21 protein-coding genes are annotated in these 16348 nt (G+C 77.7%); 4 read left to right on the top strand and 17 right to left on the bottom strand.

Annotated elements, in window-relative coordinates:
* Window positions 1–15: 15 nt before the first annotated feature.
* The 3 genes from ACI8AA_RS21065 to ACI8AA_RS21075 form a co-directional block, all read right to left on the bottom strand.
* Window positions 16–462 carry a YdeI/OmpD-associated family protein gene (locus ACI8AA_RS21065; protein ID WP_457046322.1) on the bottom strand — a complete coding sequence of 149 codons (447 nt, stop codon included), beginning with the start codon at window positions 460–462 and terminating at the stop codon, window positions 16–18.
* A 42-nt stretch (window positions 463–504) separates the two neighbouring features.
* Window positions 505–1008: an inorganic diphosphatase gene (locus ACI8AA_RS21070; protein ID WP_456926350.1), complete on the bottom strand. Its 504-nt coding sequence runs from the start codon at window positions 1006–1008 to the stop codon at window positions 505–507.
* Window positions 1009–1119: 111 nt separating this feature from the next.
* Complete coding sequence (locus ACI8AA_RS21075; protein ID WP_457046323.1) at window positions 1120–2133, bottom strand: NAD(P)-dependent alcohol dehydrogenase; 1014 nt, start codon at window positions 2131–2133, stop codon at window positions 1120–1122.
* A 63-nt stretch (window positions 2134–2196) separates the two neighbouring features.
* Here ACI8AA_RS21075 and ACI8AA_RS21080 point away from each other — a divergent pair, with 63 nt between their 5' ends.
* Complete coding sequence (locus ACI8AA_RS21080) at window positions 2197–2862, top strand: TetR/AcrR family transcriptional regulator (RefSeq protein ID WP_457046324.1); 666 nt, start codon at window positions 2197–2199, stop codon at window positions 2860–2862.
* Here the strand turns inward: ACI8AA_RS21080 and ACI8AA_RS21085 are convergent, their stop codons facing one another.
* The gene (locus tag ACI8AA_RS21085) at window positions 2863–3948 is read right to left on the bottom strand and encodes a winged helix DNA-binding domain-containing protein (protein WP_457046325.1); all 1086 of its coding nucleotides are present in this window, start codon (window positions 3946–3948) and stop codon (window positions 2863–2865) included. It lies immediately after the preceding gene.
* A gap of 152 nt (window positions 3949–4100) precedes the next feature.
* On the opposite strand from ACI8AA_RS21085, the gene ACI8AA_RS21090 reads away from it, so the two are divergent.
* Entirely contained in the window at window positions 4101–4400 is a 300-nt protein-coding gene (locus tag ACI8AA_RS21090) for a hypothetical protein (protein WP_457046326.1), read from the top strand.
* A 15-nt stretch (window positions 4401–4415) separates the two neighbouring features.
* Here the strand turns inward: ACI8AA_RS21090 and ACI8AA_RS21095 are convergent, their stop codons facing one another.
* From ACI8AA_RS21095 to ACI8AA_RS21120, 6 genes are all read right to left on the bottom strand, one after another.
* Window positions 4416–4751, bottom strand: a complete 336-nt coding sequence (locus ACI8AA_RS21095; protein WP_457046327.1) for a hypothetical protein — start codon at window positions 4749–4751, stop codon at window positions 4416–4418.
* 61 nt (window positions 4752–4812) lie between these two features.
* On the bottom strand, window positions 4813–5220 hold the full coding sequence (dhaM, locus tag ACI8AA_RS21100) for a dihydroxyacetone kinase phosphoryl donor subunit DhaM (RefSeq protein WP_457046328.1): 408 nt from the start codon (window positions 5218–5220) through the stop codon (window positions 4813–4815).
* The gene (gene dhaL, locus ACI8AA_RS21105) at window positions 5217–5849 is read right to left on the bottom strand and encodes a dihydroxyacetone kinase subunit DhaL (RefSeq protein ID WP_457046329.1); all 633 of its coding nucleotides are present in this window, start codon (window positions 5847–5849) and stop codon (window positions 5217–5219) included. Before dhaL ends, dhaM begins: the two co-directional genes overlap by 4 nt.
* Before the next feature lie 2 nt (window positions 5850–5851).
* A complete protein-coding gene (gene dhaK, locus ACI8AA_RS21110; RefSeq protein WP_457046330.1) occupies window positions 5852–6850 on the bottom strand; it encodes a dihydroxyacetone kinase subunit DhaK in 999 nt (332 codons plus the stop codon).
* Between the two features lie 129 nt (window positions 6851–6979).
* Window positions 6980–8317: a PRC-barrel domain-containing protein gene (locus tag ACI8AA_RS21115; RefSeq protein ID WP_457046331.1), complete on the bottom strand. Its 1338-nt coding sequence runs from the start codon at window positions 8315–8317 to the stop codon at window positions 6980–6982.
* Between the two features lie 122 nt (window positions 8318–8439).
* Window positions 8440–9279 (bottom strand): alpha/beta hydrolase, encoded by an 840-nt coding sequence (locus ACI8AA_RS21120; RefSeq protein WP_457046332.1) that lies wholly within the window; start codon window positions 9277–9279, stop codon window positions 8440–8442.
* 225 nt (window positions 9280–9504) lie between these two features.
* Here ACI8AA_RS21120 and ACI8AA_RS21125 point away from each other — a divergent pair, with 225 nt between their 5' ends.
* Window positions 9505–10470 (top strand): helix-turn-helix domain-containing protein, encoded by a 966-nt coding sequence (locus tag ACI8AA_RS21125; protein WP_457046333.1) that lies wholly within the window; start codon window positions 9505–9507, stop codon window positions 10468–10470.
* 4 nt (window positions 10471–10474) lie between these two features.
* On the opposite strand, the gene ACI8AA_RS21130 is transcribed toward ACI8AA_RS21125, so the two are convergent.
* From ACI8AA_RS21130 to ACI8AA_RS21160, 7 genes are all read right to left on the bottom strand, one after another.
* Complete coding sequence (locus ACI8AA_RS21130) at window positions 10475–10867, bottom strand: DUF1761 domain-containing protein (protein ID WP_457046334.1); 393 nt, start codon at window positions 10865–10867, stop codon at window positions 10475–10477.
* A complete protein-coding gene (locus tag ACI8AA_RS21135; protein WP_457046335.1) occupies window positions 10864–11028 on the bottom strand; it encodes a hypothetical protein in 165 nt (54 codons plus the stop codon). The genes ACI8AA_RS21130 and ACI8AA_RS21135 overlap by 4 nt, the downstream gene beginning before the upstream one ends.
* Window positions 11029–11088: 60 nt before the next feature.
* Window positions 11089–11730 (bottom strand): SDR family NAD(P)-dependent oxidoreductase, encoded by a 642-nt coding sequence (locus ACI8AA_RS21140; protein ID WP_457046336.1) that lies wholly within the window; start codon window positions 11728–11730, stop codon window positions 11089–11091.
* Window positions 11727–13670 carry a Na+/H+ antiporter NhaA gene (gene nhaA, locus ACI8AA_RS21145; protein ID WP_457046337.1) on the bottom strand — a complete coding sequence of 648 codons (1944 nt, stop codon included), beginning with the start codon at window positions 13668–13670 and terminating at the stop codon, window positions 11727–11729. Before nhaA ends, ACI8AA_RS21140 begins: the two co-directional genes overlap by 4 nt.
* Entirely contained in the window at window positions 13667–14506 is an 840-nt protein-coding gene (locus tag ACI8AA_RS21150) for an SDR family oxidoreductase (RefSeq protein ID WP_457046338.1), read from the bottom strand. Before ACI8AA_RS21150 ends, nhaA begins: the two co-directional genes overlap by 4 nt.
* Window positions 14507–14594: 88 nt before the next feature.
* Window positions 14595–15419: a VOC family protein gene (locus tag ACI8AA_RS21155; protein ID WP_457046339.1), complete on the bottom strand. Its 825-nt coding sequence runs from the start codon at window positions 15417–15419 to the stop codon at window positions 14595–14597.
* A gap of 72 nt (window positions 15420–15491) precedes the next feature.
* Window positions 15492–15746 carry a glutaredoxin family protein gene (locus ACI8AA_RS21160; protein ID WP_457046340.1) on the bottom strand — a complete coding sequence of 85 codons (255 nt, stop codon included), beginning with the start codon at window positions 15744–15746 and terminating at the stop codon, window positions 15492–15494.
* A gap of 288 nt (window positions 15747–16034) precedes the next feature.
* On the opposite strand from ACI8AA_RS21160, the gene ACI8AA_RS21165 reads away from it, so the two are divergent.
* The gene (locus ACI8AA_RS21165) at window positions 16035–16313 is read left to right on the top strand and encodes a DUF1905 domain-containing protein (RefSeq protein WP_457046341.1); all 279 of its coding nucleotides are present in this window, start codon (window positions 16035–16037) and stop codon (window positions 16311–16313) included.
* Window positions 16314–16348 lie beyond the last annotated feature (35 nt).

Consider the following 16348-nt stretch of genomic DNA (forward strand, 5'->3'; position numbering starts at 1 on the left):
AAGGGTGCGGGGCCCTCAGGCGGAGACGGCGGCCACCACGGCGCTCACCCGGCGGGCGCGGGTCTCGGGCTTCTTCGCGTCGGCCACCGACCGCGCGTGCTCCTTGCGGTGCGTGTGGGACAGCCGGTCGAAGGCCTCCCGCACGCCCGCCGCGGCCAGCGCCTCGGCCAGGTCCGGCGGCACCTCGACGGTGCGCTCGGCCCGGTCGAGGGCGACGACGACGTCGACGGTGTCGCCGGTGCTCACGCCGAGGGCGGCCCGGCGCTCCTTGCTCAGCCCGATGAGGTTCTCGCCGCCCATCCGCGCGACCCGCCCCTCCACGGTCACCCCGCCGACGGTGACCCGGACGGGGAACGCCTTGGCGCCCCCGCCCAGGCCGGCGGCCTGCTCGTCGGTCAGCACGATGGCGGCCGCCGGGCCACGCGGGGCGAGGGTGGTGGTCAGCCGCAGCTCCCGGGTCACCCGGTCACCCTGGCGGCCGGGCGGTCGCGGCGGAAGCCCCCGTCATCCGTCCGGCTCACCGGCGGCCCGCTCGGCGAACCGCCGCTGCGCGTCCTCCAGCGCCGCGACGGCCTGCGCCCGGCGCTCCCACCCGCGGGTCTCGGCCGACTTCTCCGGCGTCAGCGCCTCGTAGATCTCGAAGAAGTGCCAGATCTCCGCGACCTGGTGGATGGGGACGTCCTCGAGCTCCTGCAGGTGCTCCATCCGCGGGTCGCTCGCCGGCACGCACAGCAGCTTCGCGTCCGGGCCGCGCTCGTCGTGCACCCAGAACACGGCGATGACCCGGGCGCGCACGAGGCAGCCGGGGAAGGTCGGCTCGCCGAGCAGCAGCAGGGCGTCGATGGGCTCGCCGTCCTCGGCGAGGGTGTCCGGGACGAACCCGTAGTCGCCGGGGTAGCCGGTGGCGGTGAACAGCATCCGCAGCAGCCGGATGCGGCCGAGCCGGTGGTCGTACTCGTACCTGTTCCGCGAGCCCTTGGGGATCTCGACGATCACGTCGGCTTCCACGGGCACCCTCCTCCGGCCGGACCGCGAGGCGACCCTGGCCCAGTCCCCGCTCCCCGGCAACCCGGGGTCGGCGCGCGGTCCCGGCCGCGGAGGCGGCCGCCGCCTGCGAGGTCAGCCGGTGACGCGGATGCCGACCTTGCCCCGCGCGCCGCCGTCCAGGAGGTGCCGGACGGCGGCGGACGTCTCCACCAGCGGGAACACCCGGTCGACGGCGGGGGTAAGCGCGCCGGCCTCCACCAGGGCCGACAGGGCCCGGAGGCCGTCACCGTCCTCCCGGGAGACGAACGTGCCCAGGTGCTGCCCGACGAACGGCGAGAGCGCCTGGGCACGCAGCTGGCGGTCCGTCCCGCCGAGCCACCGGCCGCCGTTCTCCCCGCCCATGATCACCAGCCGCCCGTGCGGCGTGAGCGCGCGGCGCAGCGCCCGGAGCGGGCGGTTGCCGCCGGTGTCGACGACGACGTCGTAGCGGACGCCGCCGTCCAGCGGGTCCTGCCGGGTGTGGTCGACGACGGTGTGCGCGCCCAGCCCGCGGACGAGGTCGCACTTGGCGGTGCTCGCCGTCCCGGTCACCTCGGCGCCGGCGGCCCGGGCGACCTGCACGGCGAAGCCGCCCACGCCGCCGGAGGCACCCAGCACCAGGACCCGCTGCCCGGCCTCGACGCGGCCGTGGTCGCGCACCGCCTGCAGGGCGGTGAGCCCGGACACCGGCACGGTGGCGGCCTGCTCGGGGGTGAGGCCGGGCGGCAGCGGCGCGAGCTTCCGGGCGGGCGCCACGGCGTACTCGGCGAACGTGGCCCGGCCGATCCCGTACACCCGGTCGCCGGGGGCGAGGCCGGCGACCCCGCTGCCCGTGGCGACGACCTCCCCGGCCAGGTTCAGGCCCGGGTTCGGCGCCTTCGGCCGGCGCAGGCCCGACACCGCCCGCATGGGGTAGGGGAGGCCGGCCATGAGGTGCCAGGTGCCGCGGTCGACGCTGGAGGCGAGCACGCGCACGAGGACCTCGCCCTCGCCGGGCCGCGGCACGGCCGCCTCCCCGACGGCGAGCAGGCCCTCGGGATCGCGCCCGTAGCGCTGCTGCGCCACCGCGGTCATGACGGACGGGACGACGGCGGACTGTCCGGACATGGCTCCTCCTCGACGGAGTGACTTACGCCGTAAGGCTGCACCTTACGGCGTAAGGTCGTCAAGGTGCCGGGACGTCGTTCGAACGGGAAGGCGCTGAGCCGGGACCGGGTGCTGCAGGCCGCCGTGGCGCTCGCCGACGAGCACGGCGTCGGCGCGCTGACCATGCGGCGGCTCGGGGAGGCCCTCGGGGTGGAGGCGATGTCGCTGTACCACCACGTCAGCGGCAAGGACGACCTGCTCGACGGCATGGTCGACCTGGTCTTCGCCGAGGTGCCGGTGCCCGGCACCGGGGCCGGCTGGCGGACGGCGATGCGCGAGCGCGCCGACGCCATGCGGGCGGCGCTGGCGCGGCACCGGTGGGCCGTCGGGCTCCTGGAGTCCCGGCGCTCGCCCGGGCACGCGACGCTCGCCCACCACGACGCCGTCCTCGGCTGCCTGCGCGCGGCCGGCTTCCCCGTGGTGCTGGCCGCGCACGCCTACTCGGCCATCGACAGCTACGTGTACGGCTTCGCGCTGCAGGAGCGCGCGCTGCCGTTCCAGACGCCGGCCGAGACCGCGGAGCTCGCGGCCGAGCTGATGGTCCGGTTCGCCGAGAGCTACCCGCACCTCGCGGAGTTCACCACCGAGCACGTACTGCGGCCCGGCTACGACTACGGGGCGGAGTTCGGCTACGGCCTCGACCTCGTGCTCGACGGGCTCGAGCGCGAGCTGCGGGACCCGGCCGCCTGATCAGCCGGTCACCGCGACCGGTCCCGGCACGCCGTCGCCGAGGAAGGCGGCGAGGCCGGCGCCCTCGGCCTCGACCTCGTCCCGCTCGGCCGCGGTGAGCCGCCGCAGCGGCTGCACGGTCACCGCGACACCGCCGTCGTCCCGGTCGCGGGTCGTCCAGGTGGCGGCCACGGTGCCGTCGACGAGGACGACGCGGGCGCCGGCCACGCTCAGGCCGCGGTGCTCGTCGGCGATCACCCGGGACCGGTCGTCGTAGCCGAGGACCGCGTTGTCGAACGCGGGCAGGAAGCGCACCGGCGCGGGCTCGTCGCGGTCGGGGAGGACACCGTCGGGGACGTCGAGAAGCTCGCGGCCGCGCTCGTCCCGGGAGGTCCGCAGCCGCGGCCGGAGCCGGGCGACCACCGCGGGCAGGCCGCTCAGCCCGGACCAGGACCGCAGGTCCGCGGTCGCCGCCGGCCCGTACGCGCGCAGGTAGCGCAGCACCAGGTCGTCGAGGACGGCGTCGGGCGGCCCGTCCTCCGGGGCGCGCCCCAGCCAGGCGCGCACCGTGGTGTTCCGGGCCGGGGCGCGCTGCCGCCACAGCCCGCGCGGCGGGACCTGCACCAGCGGCACCAGGCTGGACAGCGCGTCGCCGAGGTCGCGGGCGGTGGCGTCCGGCCAGCGGTCGCCGACCAGCCGGCCCACCTCGGACAGCAGTCGCGGCGCCTCGGCGAACCGCGGCTCCCCGGCCGCGGCGAGCTCGCCGAGGTCCACGCCGGGCAGCCGGCGCCCCAGCGTGCCGCGCGCCCGGGCGACGAGCATCGCCTGGTGCACCGGCCGCAGGCGCAGGCAGTCGCCCGCGGTGACCAGGTGCAGCGTCCGGCGCATGAGCAGCGTGCGGACGACGCGGCGCGACTCCAGCAGACCGTCGAGCCCGTCCGGACGGAACGCCGTCAACCGCGACCACAGCCCGACGAACGGCTCCTGCGGCTCCTGCGCCTGCAGGCCGACCAGGTGGCCGACCGCGTCGAGGGCGCCGCGCCCGTCCCGCCGCAGCAGCAACTGCCGGGCGAGCGTGGCGCGGCCGAGCGCGCGCCGGTCCAGCACCCCGGCTCCCGCACCCCGGCCCACGAGCGCTGTCTACCGCAGGGGGACGACGACGAGCACTCCGTTCCTGCACGTCAGGCGTTACGGTCCGGCCTCCCAGGAGGAGTGACCCGGGTCACACGCACGATCCGGGCGACACCACGGAGGTCCTCGTGCGCACGTCCATCCGCGCTGCCGTCGTCACCGCCGGCGTGCTCGCCGTCGCCGCCCTCGCCGGTCCGGCCGTGGCCGCGCCCCCGCAGCCGGGCACCTGCTCGGCCGGCCTCGACCTGGCCGGCGAACGGGAGCTGGTCGCCGTGCTGGTGGAGCTGAACCCCGACCTGCCGCGGAGGGCGGTCGTGGCGGACGTCGAGGCCGCCTTCGCCGACCTCGACCGCAACGCGAACGGGTACCTCTGCTACCGGGTGCTCGGCCGGGAGGGCTACGTCAACGTGATCGACGACAGGGTGTAGCCGCAGGCGGCGGGATCAGGCCGCCAGCGGGTGGTGGTGGCAGCGGCCGCCGCTGGTGGCGCGGGCGGCGCACGGCGCGCCGGCCCTCGTCACGCCGCCGGTGTCGCCGCAGCGGGCCGGCCGGGCGGCGGGCGCCTCGACGACCCGCTCGGCGGGCAGTGCCGGGCGGGGGAAGGGCAGGACGACGGCGTCCCGCGTGGGGGCCGGCGCGGCCGGCTCGACGGCGGTGCCGACGGCGGTGTCGGCGGCGGGAGCCGGGGCCGGGCGGCCGGCGCGGCGGTGCAGCGCGGACGCGGCGGTCAGGCCGGCGGTGAAGGCGGCGAGTGCGGTGGCGACGTGGCTGGCGCGCATGCCCGGCTCATCGGCCGACCACGTCGCCGCGGGAAGGCCGCCGTCCCGCGTGTCCCAGGCGTCACGCCAGGTGCGCCTGCTTGGGCGCCAGCCCGCGCTCGGCCTCGGCGGCGACCTGCTCGCGGGAGGCGCCGGTCGACGCCAGCACGACCGCGCCGACCAGCCCCTCCACCAGCGGCGCCGGGGAGAGGGTCACCCGCGACCGGACGTCGTCGTCGAGGAACTCCAGCGCGGTCTCGGCCGAGAGCACCGCGCTGCCGAGGTCCATGAGCACGACGACGCCGTCGCCGGAGTCGGCCTCCGCGATCGCGTCGGCCACCGCGGCGGCGTCGGTGCCGAGCCCGCCGTCCTCGGTGCCCGCGGCGACGGCGATCGCCAGCTCCCGCCCGGGCAGCATCTGCCGCGCCAGCTCGACGGCGGCGTCGGCCAGCGCCCGGCTGTGCGAGACGACGACGAGGCCGACGCTCACGACCGTCCCAGGGTCGCCGCGGCGGCCTCGACCAGCAGCGCCGTCGACGTCGCCCCCGGGTCCTGGTGCCCGGCGCTGCGCTCGCCGAGGTAGCTGGCCCGGCCCTTGCGGGCGACCATCGGCACGGTCGCGTCCCGGCCCTGCGCCGCCGCGTCCGCCGCCGCGGCGAGCGCGTCGGCCAGCGGCTTGCCCGCCTCCACCGCGGCGTCGAGGGCGTCGCAGGCCGGGCCCAGCGCGTCGACCATCGTCTTGTCGCCGGCCTCGGCCTTGCCCCGGGCGACCACGCCGTCCAGGCCCGCCCGCAGCGCCCGGGCGAACGCGGCGTCGTCGAGGTCGCCGCCGCCGGCCGCGCCGGCCATCCGCAGGAACAGCGTCCCGTACAGCGGGCCGCTGGCCCCGCCGACCTTGCTCACCAGGGTGGCGCCGGTCTTCTTGAGCATTGCCGCGGCGTCGGCCGGCGGGGCCTCGTCCAGCGTGGCGACGACGGCGGTCATGCCGCGGTCCATGTTGGCGCCGTGGTCGGCGTCGCCGATGGCGGCGTCGAGCGCGGTCAGCCGGTCCCGCTGCTCGTGCACGGACTCCGCGAACCGGCGCAGCCAGGCGGTGAGGTCCTCCGTGCCCACCGCCACGCTCAGGCCCCCCACCGCAGGCCCGGGGTGACCACCGGCGCGTCCCACAGCCGCAGCATCTCGTCGTCGGCCTGCAGGAGGGTGACCGAGCAGCCGGCCATCTCCAGGCTGGTCATGTACGGCCCGACCAGCGACCGGGCGATCCCGATCCCCGCCTTCTCCAGGATCGCGGCCACCTCGGCGTAGACGACGTAGAGCTCGATCAGCGGGGTGCCGCCCATGCCGTTGACGAAGCAGATGACGCCGTCGGTGTACCTGCGGTCGCCGAGGATCGGCTCGACCAGCATCGCGGCCACCTCGCGGGCCGGGGCCAGCTTCTCGCGGCGCCGGCCGGGCTCGCCGTGGATGCCGATGCCGATCTCCATCTCGTCGTCGCCGAGGGAGAAGGTCGGCGTCCCGGCGGCGGGCACGGTGCAGGAGGTGAGCGCCATGCCCATGCTGCGGCCGGCGTCGTCGACCCGCTTGGCCAGGTCGGCCACCTCGATCAGCGGCCGGCCCTCCTCGGCGGCGGCGCCGACGATCTTCTCCAGCAGCACCGTGGTGCCCACGCCGCGGCGGCCGGCGGTGTAGAGGCTGTCGGTGACGGCGACGTCGTCGTCGACGACGACGGTGGCCACCTCGATGCCGCTCTCGGCGGCGACCAGCTCGGCGGCCATCTCGAAGTTCATGACGTCGCCGGTGTAGTTCTTCACGATGTGCAGCACGCCGGCGCCGCTGTAGACGCCTGCGGTCGCCGCCTGCATCTGGTCGGGCACCGGCGAGGTGAACACCTCCCCGGCGCAGGCGGCGTCGAGCATGCCGCGGCCGACGAAGCCACCGTGCATGGGTTCGTGGCCGGAGCCGCCGCCGGAGACGATGCCGACCTTGCCCTGCACGGGCGCGTCGCGGCGGAACACCACCCGGTTCTCGTGGTCGACCCGGAGCAGGTCCGGGTGTGCCAGCTCCATGCCGCGGAGGGCGTCGGAGACGACGTCGGCGGGGTCGTTGATGAGCTTCTTCATCGTGCACCTGACCTCGGGGGAGTCGAGCAGGGACCGCCCCGGAGGCTAGGGCTCATGTGATCCGCGGCACAACGAGGCGGTGCCCCCGGGTGCAGGACGGAGCCTGCACCCGGGGGCACCGTGCGACGGTCAGGCCCGGCCGGTGACGCGCGCGGCGGCCTGCTGGAGCTGCCCGTAGTCGCCGTAGCGGGCGCCGACGACGTAGCCGGTGCCCAGGCCGGCGCCGAGCGAGGTCAGCCGGGCGACGCGCCGGCCGCGCTTGCGGATGCGGTGGCCGACCTCGGCGACCTCCTCGGGCACCGCCTCGACCGCGCCGCTGACCCGTGCGGCCGCGCGGAGGGCGGCCTGCCCGATCTCGGCGCCGGCCTCGGTGGCCCGGGAGACCACCGTGGAGGTGAGCTCCGGGAGGGCGTCGAGGGCCTGCTTCGCGGCCTCTGCGCCGGCGCTGGCGCCGGTCTGCAGCGCGTGGCCCGTGGTGGCCAGCAGGGGAGCGGCCGCCGCGGCGCCGGTCCGGGTCACCTCGCCGACGCGCTGGGCGGCGGTCGCCAGGACCGGCCCGGCCGCGGACGCGCCGCCGCGGGCGGCCTCGCCGACACCGCGGGCGGCCTCGCTCACGAGGTGCGCGGCGTTGGCCACGGCGGGCCCGGCCGCGGACGCGCCGCCGCGGGCGGCCTCCCGCACCGACGAGGCGGCGTCGGCGACGACCGGCGCGGCCGCCGCCACGAGGTGCTCCACCCGTGCCCGGCCGGCCGCCGGCACCGCGCGCGCCTGCCGGGCGGCCTTCCGCCCGGTGCGCTTCGCGGCCTTCTGGCCGGTGCGCTTGGCGGCCTTCGCGCCGCGCCGCGCGCGGCGGGACACCGGCGTGGCCGGCTGCCGGCGCCGCCGCAGCACCGCGAACAGCAGGCCGCCGAGTGCCAGCAGCGCGGCGAGCCCGCCCGCGGCCCCGCCCGCGCGGGCGGCCGGCGACCGGCCCTGCGGCTGGTCGGCGCGGCCGAAGTCGCGGTCGCCGGGCTGGGCCACCGGCGGCGGGGGCGGGAGCTCCTCGTCGGCGTCGGGGGTGGGCAGGGGCGCCACCTCCTCGCCGGACACCGCCACGGCGGTGGTCGCCGGCGGCTCCGCGTCGGGCGCCGGCAGCAGGGTCTCGGAGGTCTCGGTGGTCGCCTCGATGCCGTAGTGGCGGTAGAGCGCGGCCTCCTGCTCGGTGGTCAGCTCGCGGCTCTCGCCGAAGCGCGGTGCGCCGTCGACCAGCCCGCGGTCGACAACCACCTGCACCCGGTCGCCCTCGCCGGTCGCGTCGAACAGCGGGACGACGACCGTCGCGCCGGCCATGTCCGCGTACAGCCACTCCGGCCGGCCGGTCTCCTCGTCGGCGAGCAGGTGTGTCACCGTGCCGATCTCCGCGCCGTGCCGGTCGACCACCGTCCTGCCGACCCAGTCGACAACTGAGTCCCGTTCGGGCAGTGCCATGGTCGCCTCCCCACTTCTCGGGGCCGGGCCGGGTGGCCCGGCGCTGCCGTCCGGGCGGCCCTACCCCGGTCGTCCCGGCGCCACCCGTGCCGATCACAGGAGCCCGGGCGGCGGCCCGGACCTCAGTGCACCCCCTCGACCGGCTCCGTGGACGGCGCGCCGGCGCCCTGGCGGGCGAGGAAGTCCAGGGCGACGCCGGCCACCTCCGCCCACCCGGGGTCGGCGCCGAGGGAGTGGCCGCGGTCGGGAAAGGTGACCAGCTCGGTGACGCCGGTGCCGTGCCGCCGCTGGATGCGGTACGCCGCGCGGGTGCTCGCAGCCGGCACCGTGCGGTCCAGCCCGGCGGCCACGAGCAGCACCGGCCCGCGCTCGCGGCGGGTGACGACGGCGGCCTCGCTGCGCGGGGAGAACGCGGCCAGCGCGGCCTGGAACAGCGGCCGCGCGGGGGACGGGATCGCGAACGCCTCGTACAGCCGGTCGGACTCCGCGCGGGACACCCCGTTGGCGAAGCCGCGGGCGAAGCTGTCGCGCGTGTGCGCCCAGGTGCGCGTGCGCAGGCCGGGGCGGGACAGCACCGGCCAGGCGGTGCGCAGCTGCGCCGGGGGCAGCGCGAGGTTGCCGCGGAACTGGGCGGGGGACAGCGCCACGCAGGCGCGGGTCAGGCCCATCCCGTGCAGTTGCTGCGCGACCAGCCCGCCGAACGAGTGGCCCACCACCACCGGCGCCGCGGGCAGCCGCGCGACGACGTCGGCGTAGTGCCGCGTGACGTCGGCGATGCCCAGGCCGGCGACCGCCTCGGGGCGCGCCCGCGCCTCCTCGGGGGTCGCCGGCTCGCCCGGCCAGCCCGGCGCGACCGGGTCGTAGCCGCGGGCGGCGAACAGCTCCACCCAGGGCGTCCAGCTGGTGGCGTGCAGCCACAGGCCGTGCACGAAGACGACGGGGACGGGGGCGGCAGCGGTCACGGCGGGCCTCCGGGGGAGGGGCGCGGCCACCCGGCCGGGCCGCGGACGCCGCGGACGCTAGGGGCGCTCCCGCGGCCGGGCTGTGCCCTGCGTGACCGGTACCGGACCCAGGCTGCCGGGCTCGCCGGGGCGACGGCCTTCCGCCGCCTCGCGTCCCCGGCCAGGATCGGCCCGGAGGCGACGCCGCCGACCCGCCCCCGATCCGCTGCCGACCCTGGAGGCCCCGTGGCCACCCTCGTCGACACCGACGCCCTCGCCGCCGCCGACCGCCGTCCCGCGCGGGTGGCCGACCTGCTCGAGGCCACGATGTCCTCGCGGATCCGCTTCCCCGACCCCTCGGCGCCGGCCCGGGCCCGGCTCGACGGCTGGGACCTGGCGGGGATCTCCGTCCTGCGGCTGGACCTGACCGGCGACGTGACCCTGCTGCGCACCGCCCGCCACGCGCGTGCCGACCCGGAGCCGGTGCTCTCCCTCGCCGTGCAGGAGACCGGCACCGCCCGCCAGGAGCAGTTCGGTCACCGCCGGCTGGTGGCCGCCGGCGAGCTGTCGTTCAGCGAGGTGTCCTCGGCCTACCGGTACGCGTGGTCCGGGCGGGGCGTGTGCCGGGCGCTGCGCATCCCGGCCGCCTCCCTCGGCCTGCCGATCGACACCGTCCGGCGGGCCCTGCCGGTCGCCGCCCGCAGCCCGCTGTACGGCCTGGTGCGCGCACACGTCACCCAGCTGACCCGCGACGTCGCGCTGCTCGCCGCCGAGCCGCTGGTGCACTCGCTGGCGTCGGCGACCGTCGACCTGGCCCGCGCGCTGCTGGCCTCGGCCGCCGACGGCGCCCGCGGTGCCGACGACGTGCTCGGCGAGACCCTGCCGGCCCGGGTGCGCGGCTACGTGCGCCGGCACCTGACCGAGCCGGACCTGGACGCCGAGCGCATCGCCCGGGCGCACGCGGTGTCGGTGCGGCAGCTGTACCGGATCTGCGCCGCGGCCGGATTCAGCCTCGAGCAGGAGGTCATCGCGCAGCGGCTGGAGGGCGCCCGGGCCGAGCTGGCCCGGCCGGGCGACCGCTCGATCGCCGCGGTCGCCCGGCGCTGGGGCTTCACCGACGCCTCCTACTTCGCCCGCCGGTTCCGGGCGGGGTACGGCGTCAGCCCGCGGGAGTGGCGGGACCGCTCCCGGGCGGGGGCCGCCGCCGGCTGACCGCTCAGCCGTCGCGGCCGACGACGGCGGAGACGAGCAGCAGCTTGACCAGCCAGTCGCCGGCGTGGATCGCGGCCTGCTGCCAGGGCACCCGCTCGTGGACGACCGACCCGGTGAGCAGCACCAGCGGGAACGCCGCCCACAGCCCGGCGCCGAGCCTGAGCGCCGCGCGCGGACCACGGGCCGGCAGCCGGTCGGCGAGCACCGACACCGCGGCGGCGACCACCCCGCTGCGGACCAGCTCCACCGGGGCGACGGCCGCCGGGGACGGGCCGGGCTGCGCGTAGACCTCGTCGAGGCGGGCCAGCCGCTCGCCGAAGGCCGTGTACCAGGCCGTGCTCGCCACGAACGCCGCCGCGGACGCGGCCGCGACCCGCCCCGGCGCCACCCCGCTCACCGGGTCCCGATCCGCTCGAGCAGGTGCACCTCGACCTCGTCGCCGGCCTGCTCCACCCGCCCGCGCGTGCCGAGCACCCGCACCGACTCCGGCCACACCGGGTACGTCCACCCGCCAGGTGCCGGGCTCTTCCGCAGGGTCGCCCTGAACCGCTCGTCCACCGTCCGCCTCCTCCTGCCGTGGGTGCAGGGGAGACCGGCGCCGGTCCCCGCACTCATCGCTCAGCCGCTGCGGGTGGCCAGCAGCGACACCTCGGCGACGTTCGTCGTCGGCGGCAGGGTGAGGGTGAACAGCACGGTCTGCGCGACGTCCTCCGGGAGCAGCGCGTTCCCGCCGTCGGCCGCGGCGGTCGGGGACACCCAGCCGACGGCGACGTGCCGCACCCGGACCAGGGTGCCGCCCAGCTCCAGCCGCAGCGTGCGGGCGAGCTGGGCGGCGCCGGCGGCCGTGGCGGCGTGCACGGCGAACGCGGGCACGAGCTCCGACGCCGCCGCCGACCCGACCAGCACCAGGTCGGCCGCGGAGTCGTTGGCCGCCGCGGTCAGCAGGTCGTCGAGGAACGCGCGCGCGGCCAGCACCGCGTCACCGGCGCCCTGCTCGATGATCTCCGCCCACCGCTCGGCCGGCGACAGCCCGAACGGGCCGCCGCCGACGCCGCCCAGCACGGCCACCACCAGGTCGACGCCGCCCAGCCGCTCGCGCACGCCGTCGGCGGCGTCGAGCACGTCGCGCGCGGAGCCGACCTGCTCGACCACCGCCCCCGCAGCGGTCAGCTCGGCGACCACCGCGTCGGCGATCAGCGGCAGCCCGATGACGACCGCGCGGCGGCCGGCGACCGGCCGCACCCCTCCCGGCGCGGTCACGCCACCGGCTCCGCGTCGGCGGTCTCGCGCACCGCCGGCGAGCGCACCGGGAGCGCGTCCTCGGCCGGCGCGTCCGCCGGGGCCGCCGCCCGCGCCCGCGACCGCCCGGCGGTCTGCTCCAGCGCGGTCCGCATCGGCCCGACGTCGAGCGGGCCGTCGTAGAGCTGGCCGTTGACGAAGAACCGCGGCGGCTCGTCCAGGGCCATCGCGCGGGCGTCGTCGTCGTCCTCGCGGACGCGCGCGGCGTGCGCGCCGGAGGCCACGGCGTCGTCGACCCGGGCGAGGTTCAGCCCGGCGTCGACGGCGCAGCGGCGGATCGCCCGGTCGTCGAGGCGCCCGGCCCGCGCGGCCAGCGCGTCGTGCATCGGCCAGAACCGCGACTGCGCGGCGGCGGCCTCGGCGGCCTCGGCGGCGCGGGCCGAGGCCGGGTCGTCGGTGAGCAGGTGGCGGTAGACGAAGACCAGGTCGTCGCCGAGGACCTGCCGCAGCTCGTCGACCACCTCGGCGGTGCGCCCGGCGTTGGTGAACACGAACGAGGCGTAGACGACGAGCTCCATCGGCGCGCCGACCCGGCCGCGGACGTGGTCGCGCGTGGCGCTCACCGGCCGGGCCAGCCGCTGCCGGCCGGGCAGCCGGGACCGGTCCACCGCCCGGACGACGGCGACCGCGGCCAGCGCCAGCAGCGCCGCGAGGACCGACGCGCCGAGCACCCCGATCCGCGCCTGCGCGGCCAGCGCCTCGTCGTCGAGGGCCAGGTCGATGATGAACAGCGAGATGGTGAAACCGATCCCGCTGAGCACGCCGGCGGCGAACACGTGCCGCGGGAACAACCCCGAGGGCAGCCGGCCGATCCCGAGCCGGACGGCGGCCAGCGACGCGGTGGTCACCCCGACCACCTTGCCGACAACGAGCCCGATCACGATCGCCCAGGTCAGACCGGAGGTCGCGGCGGCGGACAGGGTCTCGGCGCTGAGCACGACGCCGGCGTTGGCCAGGGCGAACACCGGGACGACGGCGAGGTTGACCCACGGCCGGAACAGCCGCTGCCCGCGCTCGTTGATCGACACCGACCGGGTCAGGCTCAGCACCGCGCGGTGCGCCCCGCTGGAGGTCGGCGTCCGCCCGTAGTCCCGGGCCGCGGCCTCCGCGGCGTCGACCTCGTCCGCGCTGGGCGGGTACACCGGAAGCAGCAGGCCGATCGCGACGCCGGCCACCGTCGGGTGCACGCCGGAGGCCAGCACGCCCAGCCAGACCGGCACCGCGACCAGCAGGTACGCCCCGCCGCGCCACACCCGCATCCGCCGCAGCCACACCACCGCGACCAGCCCGACGGCGGCCACCGCCAGCGGCAGCAGCGTGAGGTCCTCGGTGTAGGCGACGGCGATGACGGCCAGCGCGCCGACGTCGTCGACCACCGACAGCGCGAGCACGAACGCGCGCAGGTTGACCGGCACCGCCCGGCCGACGACCGCCAGCAGGCCGAGCACGAACGCGGTGTCGGTGGAGATCACCACGCCCCAGGCGGCGCGCGCCTCGCCGGGCTGGTCGCTGAGCCCGGTCACCGCGAGGAAGACCAGGGCGGGCACGACCAGGCCGGCCAGCGCGGCGACGACCGGGATGCGGATGCGGCGGGTGTCGCGGAACTCGCCGAGCACCAGGTCCCGCTTGACCTCGAGGCTGATCAGGCAGAAGAACAGCGCCATCAGCGCGTCGTTGACCCAGTGCCGCAGGTCCATCTCGAGGACCGTGTCGCCCAGGCTGACGGCGAACGGCGTGTGCCAGGTCTCCTCGTAGGTGGAGCCCGGCACGTTGGCCCACACCAGCGCCACCAGCGTCGCGACCAGCAGCACGGCGGCCGCCGCGGCGTCGGAGTCGGCCAGCCGCAGCACCCGCCCCAGCGCCGAGGGCCGCTCCAGCTCGCCCCGCGGGGTGCCCCTCACCGGACCCCCGTCCCGCGCCGGGTGGGCAGGTAGGGGTCCTGGCGGGTCGGCAGCACGAGCAGCTCGGCGACGTTGACCCGCGGCGGCAGGCCGGCGCCGAACAGCACGGTGCGCGCGACGTCGTCGGGGTCCATCGGGACGACGACCTCGCGGTGCTCGGCCCAGCCGCGCGCGGTGCCGTCGTGGCTGATCTCGGAGCCGAGGTCGGTGTCGGTGAGGCCGGGCGCGACGACGTGCACGCGCACGCCGCGGCGGCCGTACTCGGCGCGCAGCGCCCGGGCCAGCTGGGCGACCGCGGCCTCCACCGCCGAGTAGACGGCGTAGCCGGGGAAGCGCACCTGGCCGGCGAGCGCGCCGATGAGGAACAGGTCGGCCGGGCGGCCGGTCTCGGCGGTGGCCAGCAGGTCGCGGGCGAAGGTCTGCGCGGTGCGGAGGATGCCGCCGAGGTTGACGTCGATCATCTCGATCCACTCGGCGGGCACGCCGTCCTCGAACGGCGCGCCGGTGAGCACGCCGGCGCCGGCCACGACCAGGTCGGCGGGGCCGAACCGGTCGTGCAGGGCGTCGAGGGCGTCGGCGAGGTCGAGCCCGTCGGAGACGTCGGCGGCGACGGTGAGCGTCCGGGCGGGGTCGGCGGTGCTGTCGGCGACGGCCTGCAGGCGGTCGCCGCGGCGGCCCAGGAGCGCGACGCGGCAGCCGGCGGACACCAGCGAGCGCGCCGTCGCGGCGCCGATGCCGCTGCTGGCGCCGGTGACGACGGCGACCCTGCCGTCGAGCGCGCCCGGGGCCGGCCGGGAGGCCGGGACCGCCGTGGGTGTGCGGGGTGGTGCGGACACGGTGCCCCTCTCGGAGGTCAGCGGGGGGACCCGCCGATCATGCCGGGCCGGGGGCGTCCCGGTCGATGCGCGCGGCGAGGCCGCGGGCTCACCAGTCGCCGTCGGGCGGGGTGAACTGGCTGACCGTGAGCTCGGCGCCCTGCGGGTCGCGCAGCAGGGCGGTGCGGGTCCAGGTGTCCTCGGCGGTGCGCAGCACGGTGGCCCCGAGCCGCTCGGCGGTGGCCGCGGAGGCGTCCCGGTCGGCGACGGTGACCACGACGTGCCAGTGCGGCGGCTCGTCGCCGGTGACCAGCAGGCCGCCGATGACGTCGGCGAAGCCGGGCGGCGCGGACGCCTGCCGCTCGTGGATGCCCGGGTCGACGGTCGCGGCCAGGTGGTCGCCGTAGCCGGGGACCTGCAGCATCGTGCCGGCGTCCTGGGCCATGTCGACGTCGCGCCAGCCGAACAGCGGCCGGTAGAAGGCCATCGCAGCCGCGCGGTCGGAGGTGTGCAGGTCGGAGAAGTTCCAGGTGCCCGGCACGTTGGTGAGCTGGGCGCCCGGGCGCCGGCGGGGCTGCCACAGCCGGAACGCCGCCCCCTGCGGGTCCACGCAGGTCGCCGTCCGCCCGCCGGGCCCGGCGTCCTCGGGGCCGGAGAGCACCGTGCCGCCCAGCCCGGGCACCGCGGCGGCGGTCGCGTCGGCGTCGTCGACCGCGACGTAGGTGTTCCAGGCCGGTGGGCCGTCGCCGGGCGCGACGGCGGCGACGTCCTGCCCGTCCAGCGTCGCGACGAGGTAGGAGCCGGGCACGCCGGGCGGCACCGCGTCGGTGAACTCCCAGCCGAAGAGGGCGCCGTAGAAGGCGGCCGCGGCGGCCGGGTCGGGCTGCTCGGTGTCGATCCAGCAGGTCACGCCGTGCGGGTAGGTGCGGATCACGAGCGCCTCCGGGTCGGGGTGGCGCGGAGCGTAGCGGCGGCCGGGGACGGTCCCGGTGCTCCGCGACCGCCGTCAGCGCCCGGACATCGCCGCGCGTACCTCGCGCAGGCTCGGGTTGGTCAGGTACCGGCCGCCGACGACGACGGTGGGGGAGACCTCCCAGCCCTCGGGGTGGTGCGCGCGGACCGCGGCGGCGCCCTCCGGGTCGTCGGTGAACCGCACCGCGCGGTGGGGGAGGCGGGTGGCGGCCATCTTCGCCCGCAGCTTGGTGCTGTAGGGGCACCCCGGCTTGTAGTAGACGGTCACGGCCTCGTCGATCTGCGTCACGGCGGCCTCCGGTGTCGGGCGGAGCGGATCCCCGTGCCGGCCACGGTCGCAGGGCGGCGGCCCGCGCGGCAACGGGGTTCCCGGGTGGGACGGGAGTCGTGGACTCCGTGTCGCGGGCGGCACGGCACGTCCCCGCGCGCAGGTGCGGGTCCCAGGGTGGCTCGACGCCGTGCCGCTGGGCACCGCCGGCCTGGCGCAGGTCGTCCGCGGCATCGACGAGCCGAGGCGGCACGGGCCCGATCGTCGGCCCGCCGATGAGTCCGGGGTGCCGGGGAGGTCTGGACCGGCATGGCTCCCCAGGACCTCGCGACCACGTTCACCGCGCCGATCGAGAAGGACGGCGCCTTCCCCACCTACGTCACCGTCCCCGGCTCGGCCGAGCTGTTCGGCACCCGCAAGGCGGTCAAGGTGGGCGGCACGATCGACGGCCACCCGTTCACCGCCACCTGCATGCCGTCGGGTGAGGGGCCGCACTGGCTGCCGCTGCGCAAGGCGCTGTGCCGGGCGATCGGCAAGGACGCGGCGGGCCAGGAGGTGTCGGTCCACCTGCAGGAGCGGTTCACCTGAGCGCGGTCGTGCTCTGCCCACAGTCGTGGGCAGAG

The organism is Geodermatophilus sp. SYSU D01180 (assembly GCF_054050415.1).